General features: G+C 50.1%; 20 protein-coding genes. 2 read left to right on the top strand and 18 right to left on the bottom strand.

The features are described 5' to 3' along the window. Position 1 precedes the first annotated feature (1 nt). From TJ79_RS19355 to TJ79_RS19320, 8 genes are all read right to left on the bottom strand, one after another. Positions 2-736, bottom strand: a complete 735-nt coding sequence (locus TJ79_RS19355) for an ABC transporter permease (RefSeq protein ID WP_040951994.1) — start codon at positions 734-736, stop codon at positions 2-4. Position 737: 1 nt separating this feature from the next. Beyond that, positions 738-1,451, bottom strand: a complete 714-nt coding sequence (locus TJ79_RS19350) for an ABC transporter permease (RefSeq protein WP_040951993.1) — start codon at positions 1,449-1,451, stop codon at positions 738-740. Next, a complete protein-coding gene (locus tag TJ79_RS19345) occupies positions 1,448-2,362 on the bottom strand; it encodes an ABC transporter ATP-binding protein (protein WP_040951992.1) in 915 nt (304 codons plus the stop codon). The genes TJ79_RS19350 and TJ79_RS19345 overlap by 4 nt, the downstream gene beginning before the upstream one ends. A gap of 87 nt (positions 2,363-2,449) precedes the next feature. Further along, positions 2,450-3,826: a HAMP domain-containing sensor histidine kinase gene (locus tag TJ79_RS19340; protein ID WP_040951991.1), complete on the bottom strand. Its 1,377-nt coding sequence runs from the start codon at positions 3,824-3,826 to the stop codon at positions 2,450-2,452. After that, a complete protein-coding gene (locus TJ79_RS19335; RefSeq protein ID WP_040951990.1) occupies positions 3,823-4,494 on the bottom strand; it encodes a response regulator transcription factor in 672 nt (223 codons plus the stop codon). Before TJ79_RS19335 ends, TJ79_RS19340 begins: the two co-directional genes overlap by 4 nt. A gap of 143 nt (positions 4,495-4,637) precedes the next feature. Beyond that, entirely contained in the window at positions 4,638-5,126 is a 489-nt protein-coding gene (locus tag TJ79_RS19330; RefSeq protein ID WP_040951989.1) for a hypothetical protein, read from the bottom strand. Positions 5,127-5,301: 175 nt separating this feature from the next. Then, positions 5,302-8,760, bottom strand: a complete 3,459-nt coding sequence (locus TJ79_RS26160) for a glycosyl hydrolase 53 family protein (RefSeq protein WP_238323075.1) — start codon at positions 8,758-8,760, stop codon at positions 5,302-5,304. A 236-nt stretch (positions 8,761-8,996) separates the two neighbouring features. Next, complete coding sequence (locus TJ79_RS19320; RefSeq protein ID WP_040951988.1) at positions 8,997-9,590, bottom strand: TetR/AcrR family transcriptional regulator; 594 nt, start codon at positions 9,588-9,590, stop codon at positions 8,997-8,999. Between the two features lie 160 nt (positions 9,591-9,750). Here TJ79_RS19320 and TJ79_RS19315 point away from each other — a divergent pair, with 160 nt between their 5' ends. Next, positions 9,751-10,644, top strand: a complete 894-nt coding sequence (locus TJ79_RS19315; RefSeq protein WP_040951987.1) for a ketopantoate reductase family protein — start codon at positions 9,751-9,753, stop codon at positions 10,642-10,644. A 258-nt stretch (positions 10,645-10,902) separates the two neighbouring features. Here TJ79_RS19315 and TJ79_RS19310 read toward each other — a convergent pair whose 3' ends face one another. Genes TJ79_RS19310 through TJ79_RS19295 form a run of 4 tightly spaced genes read right to left on the bottom strand, consistent with a single transcriptional unit; the run spans position 10,903 to position 14,701 of the window. Further along, positions 10,903-11,976 (bottom strand): ABC transporter substrate-binding protein, encoded by a 1,074-nt coding sequence (locus tag TJ79_RS19310; protein ID WP_040951986.1) that lies wholly within the window; start codon positions 11,974-11,976, stop codon positions 10,903-10,905. Then, complete coding sequence (locus TJ79_RS19305; protein ID WP_040951985.1) at positions 11,973-12,788, bottom strand: ABC transporter permease; 816 nt, start codon at positions 12,786-12,788, stop codon at positions 11,973-11,975. The genes TJ79_RS19310 and TJ79_RS19305 overlap by 4 nt, the downstream gene beginning before the upstream one ends. After that, positions 12,763-13,590 carry an ABC transporter permease gene (locus TJ79_RS19300; RefSeq protein WP_040951984.1) on the bottom strand — a complete coding sequence of 276 codons (828 nt, stop codon included), beginning with the start codon at positions 13,588-13,590 and terminating at the stop codon, positions 12,763-12,765. Before TJ79_RS19300 ends, TJ79_RS19305 begins: the two co-directional genes overlap by 26 nt. Continuing rightward, entirely contained in the window at positions 13,580-14,701 is a 1,122-nt protein-coding gene (locus TJ79_RS19295; protein ID WP_040951983.1) for an ABC transporter ATP-binding protein, read from the bottom strand. The genes TJ79_RS19300 and TJ79_RS19295 overlap by 11 nt, the downstream gene beginning before the upstream one ends. A gap of 242 nt (positions 14,702-14,943) precedes the next feature. On the opposite strand from TJ79_RS19295, the gene TJ79_RS19290 reads away from it, so the two are divergent. Continuing rightward, positions 14,944-15,798 (top strand): DegV family protein, encoded by an 855-nt coding sequence (locus TJ79_RS19290; RefSeq protein ID WP_040951982.1) that lies wholly within the window; start codon positions 14,944-14,946, stop codon positions 15,796-15,798. A gap of 52 nt (positions 15,799-15,850) precedes the next feature. Here the strand turns inward: TJ79_RS19290 and TJ79_RS26155 are convergent, their stop codons facing one another. The 6 genes from TJ79_RS26155 to TJ79_RS19260 all read right to left on the bottom strand — a co-directional run bounded on the left by TJ79_RS26155 (position 15,851) and on the right by TJ79_RS19260 (position 22,690). Further along, positions 15,851-16,594, bottom strand: a complete 744-nt coding sequence (locus TJ79_RS26155; RefSeq protein WP_052339761.1) for a hypothetical protein — start codon at positions 16,592-16,594, stop codon at positions 15,851-15,853. Between the two features lie 107 nt (positions 16,595-16,701). Continuing rightward, the gene (locus TJ79_RS19280) at positions 16,702-17,679 is read right to left on the bottom strand and encodes a glycoside hydrolase family 43 protein (protein ID WP_202903346.1); all 978 of its coding nucleotides are present in this window, start codon (positions 17,677-17,679) and stop codon (positions 16,702-16,704) included. Between the two features lie 210 nt (positions 17,680-17,889). After that, entirely contained in the window at positions 17,890-18,747 is an 858-nt protein-coding gene (locus tag TJ79_RS19275; RefSeq protein WP_040951981.1) for a carbohydrate ABC transporter permease, read from the bottom strand. Between the two features lie 3 nt (positions 18,748-18,750). Further along, the gene (locus tag TJ79_RS19270) at positions 18,751-19,521 is read right to left on the bottom strand and encodes a carbohydrate ABC transporter permease (RefSeq protein ID WP_238323074.1); all 771 of its coding nucleotides are present in this window, start codon (positions 19,519-19,521) and stop codon (positions 18,751-18,753) included. Between the two features lie 270 nt (positions 19,522-19,791). Continuing rightward, positions 19,792-21,213: an ABC transporter substrate-binding protein gene (locus tag TJ79_RS19265; RefSeq protein ID WP_081757013.1), complete on the bottom strand. Its 1,422-nt coding sequence runs from the start codon at positions 21,211-21,213 to the stop codon at positions 19,792-19,794. A gap of 187 nt (positions 21,214-21,400) precedes the next feature. Beyond that, positions 21,401-22,690 carry an extracellular solute-binding protein gene (locus TJ79_RS19260; RefSeq protein WP_238323073.1) on the bottom strand — a complete coding sequence of 430 codons (1,290 nt, stop codon included), beginning with the start codon at positions 22,688-22,690 and terminating at the stop codon, positions 21,401-21,403. Positions 22,691-22,706: the final 16 nt, after the last annotated feature.

Raw genomic sequence — 22,706 nt, 5'->3', positions numbered from 1 at the left:
ATCAAACCTCTTTTCGATGAAAATACGTTAACCCCGCCAGGAAAAAGACCGCGAAGCCCCCGACGATGACCAGCAGCAGCGTTTCCATGGAAACGTTAAGAGCACCGTGATTATTATGGGTAACAGGCATCATGGCAAGAAGGGGCTGAGCCCACGGATAGTAAGGCCCATAAGTCGCGGAGTTGACGATCAATATATTCGGAATGGTCGCTATTACATTGATCGCCAGAGGGGTGGCAAAGCTGGCCCAGCCGACCGAAACGGCGAGTTGCAACGCGACTAGCGGCAATGTAGCAACGAGGCCCCCGCACATGCTTTGCAAGAGCGTGCTCCAGGGAATATCGGGCATTCCATTCACCGTACCCACGATGACTATCGCCACCAAAAACAACAGCTGCGTTCCTGCAATCAGTCCGGCAGCCATAGCGAACTTAGCCAGATACACGGACACCCGGGATACCGGAAGGGCGAGCAGCCGCTTCCAGCCGCCGTGCTCATGCTCGTAACGGCAGATGAATGCGGTAAATATGCCGGCCAAGAGCGGTAGAAAAAGAAAGCCGTGAAGCAAGACCATGTCGCTCATAATGGAAACCCACTTGCGCTCTGTCTCCCCCGACCGGATCAGCGCAACCTCCATGATAGCCGCAAGGAGCGGACTAATGAAGATCAACAGCCAAATGCTTGACTTGCGAAGCTTGATCCACTCGGAACTAACAAGCCTTTGAAAACCCAACATGTCAGTCCACATCCTTCCCGGCAAAATGCACCATGCTGATGAGCAGCAGCAGCAATCCGACCGTTATTCCGGCATAAACGGGCCAGTTGGGACTATCCACCCCATTCAGCATAATCGGCCATTTCCATAAGAGCCAATCGGGAAGCTTAAAGGAATACAAGCCGACAATCGTGCCCACGATGCCTGCCGTCAACGGAATCGCCTGGTTTTTGAAAACGACGGACAGCCACAGTTGGAGGGCGGCAATCGCCAGGCTTGCCAGCATCGGATAAAAACTGATTTTCAGAATCCCTTGTATGGGCGCGCTCCAGCCGAAGCCGAGAAAACCTCCTAGGAGCCAAGTTCCGACCGCTAGCAATGCGCTTGATATAACGAGCAGCAGCACGCAGACCGCAAACTTGGAAAGGAACACATGGAAGCGGGTAACGGGCAGCGACAAGAGCTGTTTCCAGGCGTTCGCCCGGTGCTCAATCCCGGCGACCATCGAGGTGAGAAGGGTATTCCCCAACAATAGAGCCAGCGCGCACAAGTCGGCAATATTTGAAAGGAGTCCTCCCCACAGATCGTCTTTATAGAGATGAGTCAAATAGTCATAGCGCAAGCCGAAATTGACAGCGGTCAAGGCGACGACTCCAAACGGCCCGAGAAGAACCAGCACCCCGACCATCGTCCGCTTCAGCTTGAGAAAATCGGCAGCAAGCAGCCGTCCCATCATAAACTTGTGCCTCCTCCCACCATGTCCAGGAAAATATCCTCAAGGGACCGCTTGATTTCCTCGATACGGTAAATGGAATGCCCCGCATACACAAGCTGTGCCACGATTTGCGCCACCTTATCGTCGGGCAATTGCTCCAGCAGCAACCCTCCGTCCTGTCGTACCGCAAAGTTACCAGTAGCAGCGACGGCTTTAACGGCCTGCTCCGGTTCACTGACGACAAGCCGTATGCTTCCGGCGGCTTGCTTGCGCAGGACGTCAATCCCGTCCTGAAACAACAAGGCCCCATCGCGGATAATGCCGACCCGGTTGGCCATCAGATCAATTTCGCTCAAGAGATGACTTGAGACCAGGACGGTCATGCCATATTCGGCCGGCATGCTTTTGATCAGCTCGCGGATTTCGATAATGCCTGCCGGGTCCAGGCCGTTGGTCGGTTCATCGAGGATAAGCAGCTCCGGTTGGCCCAACATGGCGGAGGCGATCCCGAGCCGCTGCCTCATGCCTAGCGAATATCCCTTTACGGGACGATGGGCATCCTTCGTAAGCCGGACGGCAGCAAGGACTTCGTCGATGCGCGATTTGTCCACTCCCAGTATCCGCCGCGCGGCTTCCAGATTTTCGTAACCGGTCAAATGGCCATAATAGGAGGGCGACTCCACCAAAGAACCTACTTTTGCTAGAATGCCCATCCTTTCCTTGCGCAGATCCTTGCCGAAGATGCGTACCGACCCCGACGTAGGACGAATCAAACCCAGCAACATGCGGATCGTAGTGGTTTTACCGGCACCGTTGGGTCCGAGGAAACCGTAAATGTCCCCTTTACGGATTTGCAAACTGATGTGATCTACCGCTTTTCTGCGGCCGTATTGCTTGGCTAAGCCGCTCGTTTCAATAATCCATTCCTTCATGTCCTTCACCTCGTCAACCAGCTTATCAGCCGAAGGTTAGAACGAGGGATGGCTTCTGTTTAAATTTTGTTTAAAACATTCCTATCGCTACTCCCGAATGTCCACACCTTCCCCATATGTCAAACAAACCCGGGTACCGCCGGCATGGCTGCTCAAGGTATATTCAAGCCCCAGCTCGCGGGACATGAGAGCAACGATGTCGAGACCGATTCCGGCCCCTTTTTCCTCGGATGATTCTTCCATGCCGGGCCCTTTATCCTCGATGACGATCCGTGACCGCCGTTCCCCGGTTTCTTCCAAAATGACGCCAACGTATCTTCCGGATTTGGCGTGGCGGAGAGCATTTTGCAGCAAGTTGCCGAGAATCCGGCTCATCCAATGGGGATCGACCTGCCAATACACGGCATGCTCCGGCAAATCCACCTCCACTTCGAAGCCCTCCGCTTCCAGTGCGGGAAACCATTCGGCAACCGTCGTCCGGATGAAACGAACCATATCCGTCTCCTTCCGCTCGAGGAGGTATTTCCCCGCCGCAACCAGGTTATACGACAGCAGGTTGTCAATCAGCCGGTTCAAATCGTCGGATTTCACTTCGATAAGCGTGACGGATTCCTGGCCCTTTTTCGATAACGGTTCTTTTGCAAGGGAATAGGCATGACTGCGAATGATGGTGAGGGGCGTGCGCAAATCGTGGGAGAGATTGGCGATAAGCTGCTTCCGCAGTGCCTCTTCCTGCTCTTCCCGTTGTCGAGCGGTGCTGAGCTCCCCGATCATTCCATTGAAGGCGATCTCCAACTGGCCGATTTCATCCTCTTTTTTCACGGCAACCGGAATGGGGATGCCCTTTACGTCCAATTCTCCCATCGCTCTTTGCAGCCGAATCAGCCTCTTGCGCAAACGGTAGATGAAGGACCAGGACATCACCAAAAACAGAACAAAAAGAACGAGTAGGATAACATAATTGTAAGTGTTATTTGAAGCTTTGACGGCAAAAAGTGCTGCGGGAAGCTGCAGGACCATAAAACCCTGCTCTGGTTTATTCCCGATAAAGGCAACAACGGTGAAGGGATCGGCGCCATAGCTTTTTTTCATGAAAACGATAGCATCGTTGGACGTCCAGTATTCAGGCAAGTCCGGCTGAACGGGGAGCTCCAGCATCGTTTTTCCATCACCGTTTACCCAAAATATCGTGGATTCTGGCATTTCGGCCTTAAGCGACCGCAGCTTTTCGTCTATGGTTTCGGAATCGGCATTATTTAACTCGCCAGCTGTGTCGTGCCACGAAGAAATCAAAGCGCTTCGGGACCGGTACGCTTCATTTCCATGTCCATCCCTGTGAATAACCCAATCCACTATGTTGGACAAGTTAAAGCTCGCTAACAAAAGAAGAGGCAAGATCATGATCGCAATGACAATGATCAGCAGGTAGCGCAGCAGCAAGGAGTTTCGCCATTTCGTCTTCATATCCGCACCCGGTAGCCGATGCCGCGAACCGTCTCCACGATTTCCGGATTGCCGGGATCAAGCTCCAGCTTCTCCCGCAAATACCGGATGTGCACCATCAGCGTCTTGTCTCCTTCCAGATAAGGCTCCCGCCAGACGGCCTCGAAAATCTGCTCCTTTGTAAGAATTTGATTCGGATGAAGCAGCAGATACTGGAAGATCTGATGCTGCTTGCCTGTTAGCGGGATTTCCTCACCCGTACGGCTATCCACGACCCGGTTTTCCTCCGGGTAGACGAGAAGATGCTTCAATTCAATGACAGCCGGCGTCTTGCCGGTCCTGCGGAGCAGAACCTCGATCCGTGCGGCAAGCTCGTCCGGGTGAAAGGGCTTCGTCAAATAGTCATCGGCAAAATCCAACCCCTGCAGCTTGTCCTCAATGGAAGTGCGTGCCGAGAGCAGAAGCACCGGCGTCGCAGGAAATGCCTTTTTCAGGCGCTGCCCGACGGTAAACCCGTCGAGTCCCGGTAGCATAATATCCAGGATGACGAGGTCGCATTTCTCCGCTTGTTCCACTGCGCCTTCTCCCGATTCCAGCCAGGCAACATCATAGTCCCGCTCCGATAAATGATCCCGAAGCCATGTTCCGATCTCCCGGTCATCCTCTATGTACAAAATCCGCTTTTTCATCCTTCTGCTCCTTTAGCATTCATACGCATTCCCAATGATCCGTTTGGGGCATACCTCCATCATATACCAGCAGCCGTCTCTCCTGAAATCAGTTCCAGGAAAAACGGCTGGTTATTCAGTATGGAGATGTCCGAGGAGCATCATCAAACGGTCAAATCGAGGAAATCCTTGCTCATATCAAATCGGTCCCGGACGATCGTCAGCTTCCCTTCCCGTTTTTCAATGTATGCCTCACCCCAGGGCAGGATGGTTTCCTTCGTTGTGCCGTCTTCCATTTTTATCGTTACTTTTACCGAGTAATCAATATGAAAAGCATTTTTGGCTTCTTTTTTCACTTTCACATCGATAACCTCTGAGGTGACATCCGCCTTTTGGTGGTCCGCAATGGCCATGGACAAATAAATGTAGCGATTAGCGCTTATTTTTTTCATCAGATCTTCCACGACATACCCTCTCACTCGTTCATCCTGTTCCGAATAGGTCGGGATCTTATCATGCAGGACATCGAATTGAACCGTCTTGAACTCCTTCAACAAACGGATGCTCTCTTTTTCATCCTGACTTTCCTTACTGCATCCAAAGGTAAATAATAGCGCAAGAGTCGCCAAAAGCACGGTAATCGCTTTCTTCATAACAAGCCTCCGGAGTTACAAAATTTTCCGTTTATTCCTATGCCTATATACGCTTTGTAACCGATTCAAGTTTCATCTTGCATAGGAGTTTGCATAAAAAAACCCGCCCCCGTAGCGCACGTTCCTGAAGAACGGAGGCCAGGGGGCAGGTTTTGTCTTGCAGCGAATCCAAATGCTACTTCGTTAGCAGTGTGTAAATGACTTGCGCTGCTTCGGCACGGGTTAAGTAGGCCGCAGGAGCAAACTCTCCGCGATCTCTTCCGTGGATTAATCCTAGGGAATGAGCAGCGTTTACCGAAGCTGCCGCCCAATCCGCAATTTGAGCTGCATCTGAAAAGCTATCCGAAACTTCCTGCGTGTTCAAGACTCCCCCCCGGAACAGATAGGCCTTCATCAACATGACTGCCATCTCTTGTCTGGTTACCGGCGCATTCGGATCAAAAGTCCGGTTATCCCGTCCCTGTACAAGGCCTGCCTTATAGGCTCCTGACAAGGACTGGTAATACCATGCGTTTTGAGATACATCCACAAACGCATCCATGGTTCCCGGCTCAAGCTTCAACGCGTGCGCCAGCATGACGACGAATTCGGCACGGCTGACCGAGCGGTCAGGTTCAAAGGAACCATTCGATGTCCCCGCCACGATTTGCCGCAACGCAAGACCGGAGATCGCGTCATAAGCCCAGTATGCTTCCGGAACATCCGCGAACCGCTTCGTGAACTCCAGCACCGCATATTTGCTGAAATGGTGGACTGGGGCGCTGATTTCTCCATTCGCCCAATTTCCGCCTGCATACTCCAGCTTGCCTTCGTCGGAAATATAGAAAAGGCCCGTTTGCTTGATATCATGAACGGCATCCGGCTTAATCCGGATCGTGATCGGAGTCTGGAAGCTCTTTAGATCTTTCTCTATGCCTTCGCCAGTCACCAAGCTTAGCTTGAAGTCGTAGGCCTGCCCTAAGGGTTTGACCGTTGTAGACTCATTTTGAAGGGCTCCCCGCTTCAAGGCGGCTTCCAGTGCTTCTTGCTCTACCGGCTTAAACTGCAGAACAATCTCAAAGCCCGAAGACGCTCCCACACTCTCGATAAGCTGCTTCAGCACTTCCGCCGGAATAACCAGGGACAAGCTGCCGTTTGTTACCTCCAACGGACGATTTCCAAGAAAAGCTGCAGACTCTTTCGTCAAAATCACTTTGTTCACATCCGGCGCTACCTTAACCATTCCAGCTCCTGATTCATTGGTTGTGATTTGCTCCGGCTTAATCGTCACTTGTCCCGGTTGCGAATTGCCTGTTCCAGAGCTGGAAGATGGGGTTGTTCCGCTTCCGGTCCCTGGAGTTGTTGGGTCCGTTGGTGTCACTGGTGCTTCCGCTGTCAGAACAAGCTCTACATCGTCGAAATATCCCCAAGTGTTCGCCGGTGCTTGAACCTCGAATCCGACCGTTAACACGCCATCCTTCACTTCTATGTCCTCAATGACATATTGCTTCCATTGATTCCATCCCTTATTGACCATATCCGCGCTGCGGATATTCCCCGCGCTATCTTCGGTAAACAATTGCAGCACCGTTTCTCCGCCGCCTCCAGAAGCCCAGGTTTTCAGCGAATAGGTTCCATTGGGCAGGCCTGTGATTACTTGCGTCAAGCGATAGGCATACGGCGCATCATACCAGTAATTTAGAGCATGGCTTCCCGAATGGGCATTAGCGGCATTTTCCTCAACCTTACCTGCTCCACTCGTTCCGGATAGCGTCCAATTGCTCAGATCTCCACTCTCAAAGCCAGCGTTCTTCACCCGGTTTTCCTGAGCAAGTACCGTAACTTCGATTTTAGCCTTTTGCTGCATGCCGGCTATTGTGCCATAGACCGTGAATGTTCCCGGCGTTTGCAGTTGCCCTTCTGAAATGCTGTCCCACGTTACACTCTTCTGTAAAATCGACCCCTCGTTATATAGCACTTTCACCGTCGACGGGAGTGTAGGAGCGGCTCCCTTGGATACGATAACCTTATCGGCTGGATAAACCAGAATCGGAAGATCTTCCGTGATGCTTCCAGGCAGGTATTGAAATGCGTTCAACGAATCCAGGGCATTGCCGTTATAATCGAACATCGCCTGGTTCTCCCACGCATTGCCCTCTCCCGATTTCCAGCCTACTCCGGGAAGCCATGCCGGTTCCCAGTAAAAAGCCCCCAGTCCCTGATGGTTCTTCACGCTGGCTACTGTATTGAATACCGTTTCGATGACGAGCTTTTGATTTTCCACCGTGGCAGGGAACCCTGCTATATCCGTCTCACTCTGTTTAACGATATTGGTGTAATCATCCCCGTTTTCGTAGGTATTCGCATAAGCCGTCTCTACGACAACAACCTGTTTCCCATACCTCGCCGACAAGTCGTTGAGATTGCTCTTTAGATCTTGAAAAGTCCCATGCCAATAGGGATAATAGGACAAACCAATGATATCGTAATCTACGTCGTGCGCCTTGATTTGATCAAAGAAACTGCGGAATTTACTGTTGTTTCCTCCCTCGGCAAGATGAAGCACGATTTTGGTCTCATGGTTTACTGGCGTCATGTCGCGCACAGCTTGAATGCCTTGCTTCAACAGCTCGGCCAAGTTGTCGAATGTGCTGGTCGACCCGTCCGGAAGCAGAATCCCGCTATTGATCTCATTGCCGATTTGCACCATATCCGGATATGCATCTACAGCCTTGAGCTCTGACAATACCTCTGAAGTGTAATCGTAAACCGCCTTTTTCAACTCAAGGAAGCTCAACCCTTGCCAAGCAGCCGGCTTCACCTGCTGCCCGGGGTCAGCCCAAAAATCGGAATAATGAAAATCCACGAGCAGCTTCATTCCCGCCGCCTTAACCCGCTTCGCCATCGCTACCGTATGTGCTTTGTCATTGTAGCCGCCCGCTTGTACAGGATCATTCCAGACTCTCAGTCGAATGTAGTTAACACCGTGATTTTTCAATATCTCCAGGAGGTCCTTTTCTACGCCGCCTTCGTAGTATTTGACTCCTGCATCCTCTAATGCCTGCAGCGTTGAGATGTCTGCGCCTTTGATGAAATCGTTCGGATCATAGGGTTGAGTCTGATTGGCTTTTACCAATTCGATATCGTCGAAATATCCCCAATAATCAGCCGGGGCACTAACATCAAAACCGATGGTCATCTCCCCTCCGACAACCTCGATATCCTGGACAATGTATTGAGACCAAAGATTCCAACCCGTATTAACAATAGCCGTGCTTTTGACAGAAGGATTGCCGCTGCTGTCTTTCGTCTCGGCGAACAGCTTCAAATCCGCGTCTCCTGCCTTTCCCGAAGCCCATGCCCTCAGTTCATAGCTGCCGTCCTCTAGCCCGCTGAACGTTTGCGACAAACGAAGCTCATACTCAGCGTCATGCCAATAATTCAAAGCATGGTCTCCGCTGTGGGCATCAGCTGAACTATTCTTTACTGAAGCCGCATAAGTGACCCCGGTTACCGTCCAGCCCGTAAGGTCGCCGCTTTCAAATCCTGGATTTTCGATCGCAATGTCTGTAGATGCAACGCTTGTCCCCGCTGCTTCGGCTATCCTCGAGTCCTGGCTGAACAAAATACCAGGCAACGCCAATAATACAATCAAAAGAATGATGAACGGTCTTTGAATCCTCTGCATTGTCCTCATTGCTTCCCCCCCAATGATCGTCTTCGCCTCTATTGTAGTAGGAATAAAACAAGGCCAGGATTCAGCGCGCCAACAATATTTAATACTATTTCTACGAACATGACGAAGAAAAGTGATGACTAACTCAACTTTCGCAGCAACAAAGAGAGGTGTAACTTAGTACACCATCGTTCCTATATGGCCAGTCTCGTTTTTCATCTGTATTCATCGCCATTGCGATACAGCCCCAGACCGTTCATTACATAGGGACGAACAATGTCTACAAGCATATCGGTTCGATCTTTTTCCTCGACATATAACCAATAATGCGCAGCGCCATAGATCGCTGAACCTGTCATGGCCGCCATGATTTTTATATGATACCTCTCCGTCCTATGGTGAGTATCCCCTTTCAGAAAAATACATTCTATGGTTTGCTGCAGCATTTTCTTTATTTTTTCATCGACAAGCGTAGCCATCGAATTGGAATCCATTCTGCAGATCCGATAAAAATCCACGATGTATTGGTGCGTCAGCAAGATCAACTGGTCACATATTTCATCCGTAAACTCCTGTGCATTCGCCACTTTCTCAGGAATCATCTCATGAAAAGCCTGTTCTGTGACTTCGTCAAGCAAAGCATATTTATCTTCAAAATGGGCATAAAAGGTCGCGCGGTTAATGGTTGCTTCTTGAGCGATATCTTTGATGGTGATTGCATCAAATCTTTTACTCCGCAACAAAACTCTGAACGCTACTCTAATTAACTGCCGTGTGCGCAACACCCTCGGATCTTCCTGATTTACCATTTCTGTATCTCCTTGTTAAACATCATTTATCACAATGTGTTGTCTATGCAACTTTCATCTAAATCTGCCGATTGAAAGCATAAGCATGCGATTTTATGATCTTATCAAACAGGTGTTGCTTAAACAATCTGTGACTAATTCTATGAAAGGAAGGATCATATTGAACACCAAACCACATAGGCTTTTGATATTTGGCGCCGGCGTGATTGGCAGTGTATATACTCTCCGATTCGCACAGTCAGGACTGGACGTCACTATACTGGCACGAGGAAAGAGACTGGAGGAGCTGAAAAGGGACGGACTGAAATATAACGATAATGGAACGATTAAGCAGATATCGATCAAGACGATCGAAAAACTTGATAACGATGACATTTATGATTTCATTTTGGTCCCAGTCCGATATGATCAAGCCGAATCTGCCCTGTCTGCGATCAAGCATAATCGGAGCAAGAACATCGTCACCTTGACCAACACCATTGGATATGATTCTTGGCTTGAAATCGTGGGCGATCGCTTACTTCCGGGATTACCGGGCGCCGGTGGAGACATCAAAGAAGATGTTCTATACGCCCAATTCGGTTCCGAAAAACATCAAGGAACCATTTTTGGTGAAATAAATGGACTGACGACCGAAAGAGTGAAAGAGCTTGCTCAAATATTTGAATCGGCAGATTTGCATTATGAAATCCAAAAAGATATTCAAGCATTCCATATTTCGCATACTGCGTTGGCTATCGTCAACAAGCATTTCTATACAAATGACGGCATGATGGATATAGAGACGGCAAGAAGTGCGAGCACTCTAAGTAAGATCGCCGCAGATATTAAACAAAACATTCACCTGGTAGAGCAAGCCGGAATTCCGGTAATTCCACCTGAAACGAAGGCAATGGGAGAATGGCCTGACAACGATATTATTTCCCGTTACCGCCAGATGCTGAGCAATGACTTCATAATTGATGTAAAGCTTGGGAACCATGCCGTCAGCCAAAAAGCAGAAATATTGTTATTGGATGAGATGTTTCATAAAATGATATCCGCCCGGCGATGACATCACCATAGGCTCCATAAAGGACGGCAAACGGTTGATATTACCGCCCAGCGGGAATAAATTGAATATCCATATCGATTCATATCGAAAAACATGTAGTACATCAAGGGTTTGTTCGGCAATTTAAGCTACGAAAGTTGAGTTACTAAGATATTCAAACCTCATGACGTTACGGCCAACAAAAAACCCGAGCTCACTTTACGCCATAAAAAATCGCGTTAAGTGGGATCGGGTTTCGTATAGATATCGTAAAACCAGCTACTTCCGATGCATCTTAAACTCCAGGAACAACTCGTTGTAGTGGGCCAGCATCTTTTTGCCCAGGTTGTCGTAGACCTCCAGCTTGCTCGTTACCTCGGGGTCGGGGTAAAAACGCTTATCCTCGGAGATATCCTTCGGCAAAAGCGCCAGCGCCTCCTTGTTGGGCGTCGCGTATCCGACGTATTCGGTATTCTTCGCCGCATGTTCCGGGTCCAGCATGAAGTTGATGAAGGCATGGGCGCCTTCGATGTTTTTGGCCGTTTTCGGGATAACCATGTTGTCGAACCACAGGTTGGAGCCTTCCTTCGGCACGATGTAATCGAGCTTGTCGTTGGCATCCATGATTTCCGCGGCATCCCCGGACCAGACAACGCCGACAGCGGCTTCTTCGTTGGCCAAAAGCATCTTGATCTCGTCGCCGACAATGGCTTTGACGTTAGGCGTCAAGGTGTTCAGCTTCGCTTTTGCCTGCTGCAGGTGGTCTTCATTGGTGTCGTTCAGCGAGTAGCCCATGCTGTTCAAGCCGAAGCCCATGACTTCGCGTGCCCCGTCGACCAGCAGGATCTGGTTGCGCAGACTCTTGTCCCACAGATCATTCCAGCTCTCAAATTTGAGATTGCCGACGAGATCCGGGTTGAAAATAATGCCCACCGTGCCCCAGAAATAAGGCACCGAGTAGACGTTGTTGGGATCGAAGCTCAGGTTCATGAACCGCGAGTCAATGTTTTTCAGGTTCGGCAGCTTGGAGTGATCCAAGGGCAGAAGCAAATCCTCTTCCTTCATCTTGCTGATGGCGTATTCCGACGGCACGGCGACATCGAAGGTGGTGCCGCCTTGGCCGATCTTGGTCATCATCGCTTCGTTGGAATCAAAGGTTTGATAGATGACCTTGATGCCGGTCTCTTTTTCAAACTGGCTCAACAGCTCGGGATCGATGTAGTCTCCCCAGTTGTAAACCGTTAAGGTATTTCCGCCGCTGTATCCTTGGCTTGAGTTCAAGTAAGAAGTTAGGAACATCAGAGCGAAGGCGACGACGAAGATGGTCAGAAACGTCTGAACGAGCTGTTTCATTCCGGCACCTCCAGTCGGGCTGTGCGGCTGGCCGTGTGGTTGCCGCGGCGGGTGATGAAGTAATACCCGACAACCAGCAGGATGGTGAACAGGAACAACAGAGTGGACAAGGCGTTGATGGAAAGCGAGATGCCTTGCCGCGCCCGGGAATAAATTTCGACGGACAGGGTGGAGTACCCATTACCGGTGACAAAGAAGGTAACGGCGAAGTCATCCAGCGAGTAAGTCAAAGCCATGAAGAAGCCTGCGAAAATACCCGGCCGGATAAAAGGCAGTACCACCTTGGTCAGCACATTCCAGCGGCTTGCCCCCAAATCCCGCGCAGCGTCGATCAGCGTCGGGCTCATTTCCTGCAGCTTGGGCAGGATCATCAGTACCGCGATGGGAACGCTGAAGGCGATGTGAGACATCAGCACGGAGATAAAGCCCAGCTTGATCCCCACGATGGTGAATAAGATCAAGAAGGACGCTCCGATAATGACGTCAGGACTGACGATCAGCACGTTGTTCAGCGTGAGCAGCGTGTTTTCCATCCGCCGTTTGCGCACATTGGAGATGGCGAGGGCGCCGGCAACGCCGATGATCGTGGAGATCGCTGCCGACAAGAGGGCGATGATCAGCGTATTGAGCACGATGATCAAGAGCCGCGTATCCTGAAATACTTCCTTATAATAATCCAGCGTAAAACCTTTATAACCATGCATCGTTCCGCCGCTGTTGAAGGAGTAGTACATCAGGTACAAGATGGGTGCATACAGAATAATAAAGATGACGATCAGGTACAGGTTAGACCATTTTCCTTTTGCCCGCATCGCTCACCCCTCCCTTCCGTTTGCCGGTGAGAATCATGATGATCGCCATGGCAATGATGAGGAATACGGCGATAGTCGAGCCCATCCCCCAGTCCTGAGTGACGAGAAAATGCTGCTCAATGGCGGTACCGAGGGTAATGACCCGGTTTCCCGCAATGAGGCGGGTGATCATAAACAGCGACAGCGCCGGAATAAACACCGCTTGGCAGCCGGATTTTACCCCATCCAGCGTCAGCGGGAAAATAACTCGGCGCAGCGTCGTCCAGGAGGAAGCGCCCAAGTCCCGGGACGCATCGATCAGCGCCGGATTCAACTCCTCCAGGGAATTGAAGATCGGCAGAATCAGAAACGGAATGAAGATGTAGACGGATACGAAAATAAAGCTGAAGTCCGTGAACAAAATCTGCTGGGTGCCGATGCCCAGCCATTTCAGCATGCTATTGGCGGCTCCGTAGGTGCCGAACAGGCCGATGAAGGCGTAAGCCTTCAAAAGCAGGTTGATCCAGGTCGGCAGAATGATCAATAGAAGCCAAAGCTGCTTGTGCTTCGTCTTGGTCAGCAAGTACGCCGTCGGATAAGCGATGATCAAACAAAAGAAGGTGATCAAAAAGGCATACCAGAAAGAACTGACGGCCATCTTCAAATAGACCGGATCAAAGAATTTGCCGTAGTTGGCGACTGTAAAGTTCCCTTCAATATCGAAGAAGGAATAGTAAACGATCATGGCGATAGGGGCCACGACGCATAAAATTATCCAAAGGGCGTAAGGAATCAAATAGAGGTTGCGGGATTTAATCTGCATGGCCGGCCTCGATCTCGCTGTCGCTGTACGCTTCCAGCCGCTTATCGAATTCCTCTTCCGTCTCGCCGAAGCGCATGACGTGGATCGCTTCCGGATCGAAATAAAGGCCGATGCGGGAGCCGACGTTTACTTTTTTCGTGGAATGGACAAGCCATTCGTTATCCGCATCGTCATAGCAGACGATTTCGTAGTGCACGCCACGGAACAACTGGGTATCGACGCGAACTTGCAGCTTGCCCTGCTCAACCGTGGTGATCTCCAAATCTTCGGGACGGATGACGATTTCCACCGCCTCATCTGGATGAAGCCCTTGGTCGACGCACTCGAATTGCTTTCCTGCGAATTCGACCAAGAAATCTTCTTTCATTTTGCCGGGAACGATGTTGGATTCCCCGATAAAATCGGCGACAAACCGGTTGATCGGCTCGTCGTATATGTCAGTGGGGGTGCCGCTTTGCTGGATTTTCCCTTTGTTGATGACAAAGATGTAATCCGACATAGCCAAAGCTTCTTCCTGATCATGGGTAACGAAAATAAACGTGATGCCGAGACGGCGCTGAAGCTCCCGAAGCTCATACTGCATTTCGTACCGCAGCTTCAAGTCCAGTGCCGACAAGGGCTCGTCCAGCAAAATGATCTCCGGCTCATTGACGATAGCCCGGGCAATGGCAACGCGCTGCCTTTGTCCTCCGGACATTTCGCGGATTTCCCGCTTCTCGTAACCCACCAGATTCACGAAGCGCAAGGCTTCGGACACTTTACGGTCGATTTCCTCTTTCTTCAGCTTTTTGATGCGCAAACCAAACGCTACATTCTCAAACACATTGAGATGGGGGAACAGGGCATAATCTTGAAATACCGTGTTCACCTGACGTTTGTTGGCAGGGACGTCGTTGATCACTTTGCCGTTAAAATGTATCTTGCCTTGGGACGGCTCGATAAATCCGGCGATCAAACGGAGGATGGTCGTCTTTCCACAGCCGGAAGGGCCGAGAAGAGTATAGAACTTTCCCCGTTCAATCTCAAAGCTGACGTCGTTCAAAATGGCGTCGTCGTCATCAAATTGTTTAGTTACCTGTTCGAAACGTATGATAGGAATGTCTTCTGGCATTGTCGCTCCCCTTTTTTCCGATTAGATATGAGGTCTACAGAACGAATCCGGCATACCCCTACAGTCCCTCATTGTAGTCGAATTTTGACAAATCGTAAATCGGCTAGAAATGAAAACTTGTCAGGAGAAGTTCTTTTCCGAAACCATTTTTCAGTTATGATTCGCTCAAGGAAATGGTATTATGAATATAGTGGACAATATCGTACAAAATGAACCTTTTCAAAGGGAAAAGAGGCTAAGGCATGAGCGTACAAATCGTAACAGACAGCGCAGCGGATCTTCCTAAGGAGATCATCGAAAAATATAGCATTAAGGTGATTCCCCTGGTGGTGATGGACGGCGATCAGGAATATCTGGATGGGGAGACACTGGACCCCGTCGACTTATTTGCCGGGATGCGCAAAGCGACTGTATACAAAACGTCTCAGCCTAAGTTCCAAACGTATTTGGATGTATTCAAGGGCTATGCGGAGGAACGAAAAACGGTTCTATACATTGCGTTCTCCTCGGGCCTTTCGGGGACGTATCAAACCGCCGTCATGGCGAAAAATGAACTAGTGGACGAATACCCGGATTTTTCGATCGAAGTCGTGGATACGAAGTGCGCCTCCTTCGGCGAAGGATTGGTAGTGCTTTATGCCGCCCAAATGGCGGAGACCGGGGCAAGCTTGAACGAGCTTAAGGATAAAGTCGTCCATTGGGCGGAGCATATGGAGCATATTTTTACGGTGGATGATCTGAACACGTTGATGAGAGGCGGCCGGGTCAGTCCGTTGTCGGCGTTCATCGGTGGGCTGCTCAATATCAAGCCGATCCTCGATGTGGAGGACGGAAAACTGATTCCCATCGAAAAAGTGCGCGGACGCAAAAAAGTGTTCCAGCGGATAATCGAGATCATGCGGGAGCGCGGCGTTCAGTTGGATAAACAAGTGATCGGCATCAGCCACGGTGACGATTTGGAAGCTGCTCAGCTCTTTGCCGATATGATCCGGGAAAGCTTCGGAACGAAAGAGATCATCACCACCATCATCGGCGGTGCCGTCGGCGCCCATGCCGGCCCAGGTACGCTGGCTATTTTCTTCCAGAACGTAGAATAACGTGATCCAAAAAAATGCCTACCAAGAGAAATCTTGATAGGCATTTTTATTGCTATTTGGAGCGTTCAGTCAAGAGCTGCACCAACTGCTCGCCTAGCTGGCCGCCGCCACCGAAGCCACCTTCAGGCCGCTGTCCGCCAGGTTGTCCGGACGGTGCTTGGCCGTTCCAGTCGCCCTTGCCACCCTTGCCGCCGTTTGCATCGGCGCCATTGCCTGCGGCACCACCGTTGCCATTGGCGTCAGGTCCGCCGGGTCCTCCCGGCCCCCCGTTGCCATTGCCATTTGCGTCGGCACCATTGCCTGCAGCGCCGCCTGCGTCTGCTCCGTTGCCTTTGGCTCCGGCTCCACCATTGCCGTTAGCTCCCGGTTCACCGTAGCCCATGCGACCGTTCCGCATGTTGTTCATACGATCCTGCTGGGCCTGCTCTTGTTCATCCACGAACGCCTTCTGAGCTTCCGTCAATTGGTTGTTAATCTTCCCGAGGTTTTCGTCCGAGGCAGTGTTTGCCTTTATCATATCCTGAACCACTGGCAAAAGCGCGGTAGCCTGCTCTTTCGTATAGGCCAGTCCATCGGCTTTATCCATCTGCAGCATAATTTGAAAGGTGCTGAACAGCTGGAACATGCCCTGATCCATCATTCTCCCCTGACCGTATCCCCCATTGGCACTGGTGGCTGACTTGGCCGCGTCTCCGCTGTCGCTTTTTCCGCCAGTTCCATTGGCAGACTTCGTTCCGCACCCCGTCCCAACCAATGCGAACAGCAAACCAACTGCAAGGGCTTTCTTAAAATTCAACCCTATCACCCTTTCATTTCCACTTGATATTGACAGCATTTTATCAAGCGAAGATGAAAGTAAGCTTAAAAATAGCCAAAGATTTCATGAAAAAGCACCCTCATGACTCATAGGGAAATCGGTTGAATCCTGCCGTCTTCATCGTAATGAAGCTCGGTGAATTTGACGCTGCGCAAATGGTCCACGCCGCCGGATAAAGAAGCGTCATGATAGAACAGATACCATTTTCCCCCGAACTCTACAATGGAGTGATGAGTCGTCCACCCGAGTACCGGACTCAGGATCATCCCTTGGAAAACAAACGGTCCGCAAGGGTTGTCGCTCATCGCGTACACAATCTTATGGGTCGAACCCGTAGAGTACGATAAATAATATCTTCCATTATATTTGTGCATCCACGGACCTTCGAAATATCTCCGTTCTTCGTCCCCCGCCAAAAGCGGTTTACCGTCTTCGTCTATGATATCGATTTCATGAGGCGCGGCCTTGAAAGTAAGCAGGTCGTCGCTAAGCTCCGCTAACCGCGGTTTGTAAGCCGGTTCCTCCGGACCTTTTTCTATCGCATCCGGCTGAAAAGCGCCGGTCTGCCACTTTTCCAATTGTCCGCCCCATAATCCGCCGAAATACATATAGACCCTGTCATCATCGTCGACGAAAACGGCGGGATCGATGCTAAAGCTGCCGGGTATATAGCTCTCTTTTGCCTGAAAAGGACCGGCTGGAGATGAACTCGTCGCGACTCCAATGCGGAATATCCCTTCTTTGTCCCGTGCCGGAAAGAACAAATAATAGGTGCCATCCCGGTACGCGGCGTCAGGAGCCCACATTTGCTGCGATGCCCACGGCACGTCTTTGATATGCAGCGCCGCCCCATGATCGACGCAAGGCGAAGTTATATTCTCCATCGACAGCACATGATAATCTTCCATGACATATTGATCGCCGTTATCGTTGGTTGGCCCATCGTGGTCGATATCATGGGAAGGATAAATATATATCCTGCCCTCGAATACATGAGCGGACGGGTCCGCCGTAAATAGATGGGTAACCAACGGTTCGTTTGGTCCAACGGCTTTTTCTATCATCGCCATATTTTTTTCTCCTATCTTAAGTATGAAAAATATAATATTTTATCCTATTATTGCAAAATATATCCATGAAGATGCGCGTGAAGCGCTGCACTTCTGACCAAGCTACCGTAAAACGGCCAAAAGTGCAGCAGCTGCAATTGTCACCCACGCTTATTTCCCTATGGATTCATACTATTTGGGACTTGTTTTGAAGGGAATAACAACTTACTCTTTCACGCCTCCAAGAGCCACGCCCGCGATAATATACCGTGAAAGCAGGAAGTAAATCACAAACAGCGGCAGCGCAGTCAGGGATAAGCCTAAATAAATCGTGCCGAACTCTGTTTTGTAAATGTCGCCGCGCAGCAAGCTTACCATGATCGGCAAGGTATACTTTTCCTTCTGCGTCAGCAGGATCATCGGCATAAACAGGTTATTCCAGTTGGCAACAAAGGCAAAGATCGCTTGCGTCGCCACTGCCGGTACCATGATCGGCATGATGATCCGGTTGAAGGTAGCTAACTCGCCGCAACCGTCGATGCGCGCCGCCTCAACGATCTCCATCGAGAGCGTGGCAAGCAGGTACTGACGCATGAAAAAAACGACTGCCGGAGCGGCAATGGCTGGAAGAATGAGCGGTAAGAAGTTGTTCGTCCAATGCATGTGATACATAAACTGATAGAAGCCGATAGCGCTTGCTTGCGACGGAATCATCATCACGGCCATGATGAACGTAAAGAACGGCTGGCGCGCTTTCCAGTGGTAGGCCACTAGCGCATAGGCGGTCAGAGACGAAAAATATACCGTACAGATGGTGGCGCCGCCGGAAATCATGAGCGAGTTCAGAAACCCTTTGATAGGATCGAAGGTTTTCTTTTCGAGTATCACATGCCAGTTGGCCGATAAGTGTGTGGATGGAATAAGGGAAATACCGCTTTGGATTTGCGGCGTCGAACGCGTTGCGTTCACGAACATGATCCAGAACGGAAGGATGCTGAGCACCGCAAGTAAGATGCAGACGACATAAATGATCGTTTTATTTACTTTTCGGGAGGCGTTTCCGCTACTTTGTATTTTCGCCATGGATTACGCCCCCTTTATTGCTGCTTTTGCAGCTTTTTTACGCATTTTATCACGTTTCTTGAGTTTGGCCGCATCGCGGTCGCGCATCAAGTAGAAAAGAATGGCCGACAATACTCCCGCGATCACGAACATGATCATGCTTGCCGCCGCCGCGCGGTTATACAAGTAGCTGCCCTTAAACGCTTGCCCATAAATGAATACAGATGTCGTGAGCGTTGCATTATCTGGACCACCGGCAGGCGTGAGGAACAATTGCGGAATATCGAACATTTGCAAGCCGCCGATCATCGAAGTAACCAAGCTGTAAGTCAAGATCGTGCGGAGACTCGGCAAGGTAACACGGAAAAAGGTTTGCCAACCATTGGCGCCGTCGATAGAGGCCGCTTCAAAAAGCGCGGGATTTATACCCAGAACGCCTGCGATAAGGACGATCATCGTGTTGCCGTACCACATCCAGAACTGAATGAAGGAAATGATGCCTCTGGCCGTATTCCGGTCATTAAGGAAGAAGATCGGTGTGTCCGTTATGCCCAGAGAGTGAAGGATACTGTTAACCGGCCCTATCGGATAACCGAACAAAGAGCTAAAAAGCACAGCGATCGTACTCGCCGTGATAATATTCGGCATGTAGAGCAGAACCTTGAACGCACCTTGCCCCTTTATGCTGAGACGTTTGTTGGTAAACCAGGCAGTAAGTAAAAGCGCAAGAAGGATCTGCGGAATGAAGTTGACAATCCAAAGGATGAAGGTATTGATTAGAGACTGTTTAAACAATTGGTTATGGAACAGGAGATCTTTAAAGTTCTGAAATGGATTATCCAAAATATGAATTGGTTTCGGAATTAATCCGTGCAAATCGGTGAACCCGATCGCTGCGGTGTATAAAATCGGGTATAACGAAAAAATCAGAAAAGCAAGTATAAAAGGAGCGCTAAAGATATAGCCAAATTTCGAATAGTTAATTCCTTTGCGGCGCATACTCTCACCCCATCCATTGTATAAAGGGGCGGGAAAAACTCCCCGCCCCTTCGGCGCCATTTATTTTTATTCGCTATCGATATTCAATTGGTCTTTAACCGTTTGTTTAAAGGATTTGATTGCATCCTCTTTACTCTTTTTGCCTGTAGCGTATGCGGTTACTTGATCGCGCCAGATTTGGTTGATCGTTTCGTCGTACTGCGTCAGGTTTTTACCATTAGCGTTGGCATTTGCCGGAACGAATACGTCAAACATGTTTTGTCCGCCGAGCAGCGGAACGGTTCCATCAGCCTTCGACATAACAACGGCAGAAGCAACACTGTCCTTCGTTCCTTGCTTGGAAGCATCCATCGTACCATTTGCCCAGTAAGTTTGGAGGCCCGTATCAGAGGTGTCGAGAGTAACAAACTTGATGAAGTCAGCTACAGCCTTGGACTTTGCATCATCCTTGGCAACGTCCTTGTTGGCGAGGAGCCAAGTGCCGCCCCAGAAGAATCCTGTCGTCGGCTCAGTAACCGCCCAGTCGCCATTGGTGCCTTTAACTTGACCATTCATAACATAGTTGATCAGCCAAGCAGGACCGAAGAAGCCGAATACCGGTTTAGCGCCAGAACCGGACATATCCGCATACCAAGCATCCGTCCAGTCTTTCGTGCCGTTGCTGTAACCGTTATCTGTCAGTTTCTTAGAGTAATCCAGGAACGCTTCGCGCTTCGGATCGATATGCAGCTTGTCATTAACAAGCCAACCTGTGTCGGAGCTGTTTTCGATCGGGTGCCACATGTCGCCGTCGCCGGAAACGATGGCGTAGCCTTTAGCTTTCAATTTATCAGCTGCATCGAAGAACTTATCCCAGCCAGGACCGACTGCGGCCTTGATGGTTGCTGGATCGTCTGATCCGAATACGTCTTTAGCGATCGAACGGCGATAAATGAAAGCACCGCCAGTTGCTTGATAGCCAAGGCCTTTCAATTTGCCGTCCTTGGAGCCGATATCAACGGAGTATTGAGCGATACCAGCGTCCTTCACCAATTGATCGGTAAGGCCGAGATCGGCATAATTAGCTGCAAAATCGGATGCGTCGCCTTGGGTGTACTTGAGGACGAACGCAGATTCAGCTGCATAGATGTCAGGTGCATCTTTACCGCCGGCAGCCAGTGCCTGGTCAAGAGCCGGCTGATAAGCGCCATCCGTGGTTGCGATAACCGTTGTTTTAAACGTTACATCAGCGTTCGGATGGGTTTCGATATACTTTTTGGTCATGTTGGGAATTTCGTCGGTAAAGCTCCAAAGGTTGATGGTGACTTTACCGCTTCCAACCGAGTTTACTACAGGTGTAGTCGAAGGTGATGCGGTAGCTGCTGCATTTGAACTTTCAGCCGGGCTAGAGCTTTCTTTGCTGTCCGAGTTTCCGCCGCAAGCGGCAAAAACAGATGACATCATAAGTACTGCAGATACACCGGCAATCGTACGTTTCATGCGTTTCATACTTATCCTCCCTTTTTCCCTCTAACTATGATCGGTTGAATGTAACCGCATTCATAATTATAGAGCGATAAATGAAATCGCATAAGGAACGGGTTTTGGGAAAAGTTCCACTATTTTTAGATCCGGTTAAATACAAAAAGACACCGAAGGATTTCTCCCTGGTGTCTTCTATGCACGTCTTCTTCGATTACTTGCCCGCTTTCAGCGCCTCATCCTGCTTCTTGATGAACTCCTCCGGCGTAACCGCCTCTCCGAACAGTGCTTGAACCTGGTTGATATGCGTACTGGAAGCGCCCGGTTTCATCTGGGTATCCAGATACAAGGTGACTCGATTGGCCTTGTTCAATTCGTTCAACAGATCGATGAACATTTTCGGAAGCTTGACCATGGAAGTATCAACTTTCGTAGCGGGAATGACACCCGCGTCCACTACGGAATGCTCTCCCCATTTTTGCACGAAGAAGCTGACGAATTTTTTGGCCTCTTCGATATGCTTGGAATTTTGGGAAACGAATAACCCCACCCCCGGGCCGCCGACCCAATCGTCCACACTGCCTTTGCCGCCTGTTACCGCTGGAAATTTGAAATAACCGATCTTGTCTTTAAACGCTTGGGATACATCCCCAGCGGTCGTGTAGTTCGGCACTTCCCAAGTACCCATGGCGAACATGGCCGATTTCCCGTTCATGAACTGTGCTTTAGCTTCGTCATTCGATAGTCCGTTATAGCCTTTGATGAACGTATTTCGGTCCACCAAATCTTGCACTTGTTTCGCAGCCTCAAGCAAGGAAGGATCGGTGAAGTCTTTGCCCGCGACGGCTTTATCCATCAAATCCGCTCCCCCGATGCGGTCGGCCAGGTACATATACCAGAAGGAAGCCGGCCAACCGTCCTTCCCGCCAAGCGTAACCGGGGTTACACCGTTTTGGTTCAACGTTTTTATTATGGCTTTGAGGTCATCCAAGGTTCCAGGCGGCTGCAGGTTATATTTGGCGAATATTTCTTTGTTGTAATAGACCGGAACAATGTTCAGCTCCACTGGGAGGGCATAGGTTTTCCCATAAAAAGAGAACGCTTCCGTCGTGCCGGTTACGAATTTTCCCTTCAACTCGTCCTGCAAAAGATCGTCCAACGGAGCAAACTTGTTACCGCCCACATAGGGATCCATGAAACCGGCTGCCCAGGTGAACCCGATGTCCGGCAGAACGTTGGCTGCGGCCAACACTTTCAACTTGCTCTTGTACTGCTCGTTATCCAGAACTTCCGTGGCGATCGTGATATTCGGATTGGCGTCTTCGAATTCCTCGACGATTTCTTTTACCATTTTGTTCTGCGCGGAATTGTTGCCGTCCGGCCACAGATGCATCAATTTGAGGGTGATTTTCTCACCCGCAGCCGTTCCATCGCTCGGTTTAACGGCATCGCCGCTCTCTCCGTTACCGCCTCTGCAAGCTGTTGCAAGCAGCAGCAACGTCATGAGCAGAGCGCAAAAT

This window comes from Gorillibacterium massiliense (genome assembly GCF_000455485.1).
Classification (GTDB): Bacteria; Bacillota; Bacilli; order Paenibacillales; family NBRC-103111; genus Gorillibacterium; species Gorillibacterium massiliense.
Note: the sequence above shows the minus strand (reverse complement) of the source record. Positions and strands in the feature narration are given on the sequence as shown.